The following is a 1,441-nucleotide window of genomic DNA, read 5'->3' on the forward strand; positions in this document are numbered from 1 at the left end:
GGTCAAGTCCCGTCGTGTGGTGTCATTCCTGCTGTTGCCTGGGGGTGGTTGGGGGTTAGGCGGTGAGGTAGAGCTCGGGGCGGGGTGTCTCGGTGGTCTCGTGGAGGGTGTGGACGAGTTTGCGCATCGAGATGTCGGAGAAGTAGCGGCGTTCGCCGTAGCCCCATTCCTCGTGCTGTTCTTGGAGGACGGCGCCGATGAGTCGGGTGACGCTGCCCTGGTCGGGGAAGATCTGGACGACGTCGGCGCGGCGTTTGATTTCCCGGTTGAGGCGTTCGATCGGGTTGTTGGACCAGATTTTCTGCCAGTGCTCGCGGGGTAGAGGCGCGAACCCGGTGAGGTCCGCTTCGGCGTTCTCGAGCATCGCGGTGATTTCGGGGAACGAGCCTCGGAGGCTGTCGGTGACGGCCTTGTATTGCGCGGTGACGGCTTCGGGGGTGGTTTGCGCGAAGATCGTGGAGATCAGCGCGTTGACTGGTTTCGACCGGGCCGAGCCGAGCTTCTGGGTGACGTTGCGTGCGAAGTGGACTCGGCATCTTTGCCACCCGCTCCCGGGCAGGATCGCCTTGACCGCGGCTTTCAGGCCGGCGTGCGCGTCACTGGTGACGAGGGTTACCCCGAGCGGGTCGGCGTCGGTGGCGACCTTGAGTCCCCGGTCGCGGAGGGATCGGAGGAACTCGGTCCAGAAGTCGGTGGTTTCCGCGTCTCCGAGTGCCATCCCGAGGATCTCCCGGCGACCCTCCCCGGACACGCCGGTCGCGACGACGAGGGCTTGGGACACGACCCGGCCGCGGTGGCGGACGTCGAGGTAGGTGGCGTCGAGGAACAGGTACGGGAACCAGGTGTGATCGATCCGGCGGTGCAGGAACTCGTGGACGGTCTCGTCGATCTCGGCGCAGATCCTTGACACCGTCGACCGGGAGATGCCGGTGTCGTTGCCCAGCGCCCGGATCAGCTGGTCGACCTTCCTTGTGGACACCCCGTCGATCCAGGCCTGGCAGATCACCGCGTAGAGGGCCTTGTCGACCCGTCGCCGCGGGTGCAACAAGCTGGGGAAGAACGACCCCTCCCGTAGCTTCGGAATCTGAAGATCGACCTCCCCGGCGGGGGTCGCGAGTGTCTTCGGGCGGGTCCCGTTGCGGCGGGTGGTGCGCTCCGTCGTGCGTTCGTACCGGTCGGCGCCGATCTTCACCGACGCTTCCGCGTTGATCAGGTCCTGCAGGCCGGCCTGCAGCATCCGCCGGAACACGTCCGAATGGGCCAGATCAGGATCGGCGAGGACTTCGCCGATCAGGGTCGACAAGGCAGACTGGGTGTGGGTCATCGTGGGATCACTCTTCTTGCTTCTTGGCGGAAACAGCTGGGTTCCCACGATGGCCCATCAACGTCTACAACGCCGAGGACCCCCGCGGGAATTGACACCACGCTATGGGACTCACCC

Annotated in this window: 1 protein-coding gene; it reads right to left on the reverse strand. The window is 65.6% G+C overall.

Annotation, left to right across the window (positions count from 1 at the left end):
- Nucleotides 1–55 precede the first annotated feature (55 nt).
- Nucleotides 56–1,324 carry an IS256 family transposase gene (locus tag ON062_RS13645; RefSeq protein WP_274647689.1) on the reverse strand — a complete coding sequence of 423 codons (1,269 nt, stop codon included), beginning with the start codon at nt 1,322–1,324 and terminating at the stop codon, nt 56–58.
- Nucleotides 1,325–1,441 lie beyond the last annotated feature (117 nt).

It is taken from the genome of Microbacterium sp. C7(2022), from assembly GCF_028823665.1.
In the GTDB taxonomy this organism is placed as follows: domain Bacteria; phylum Actinomycetota; class Actinomycetes; order Actinomycetales; family Microbacteriaceae; genus Microbacterium.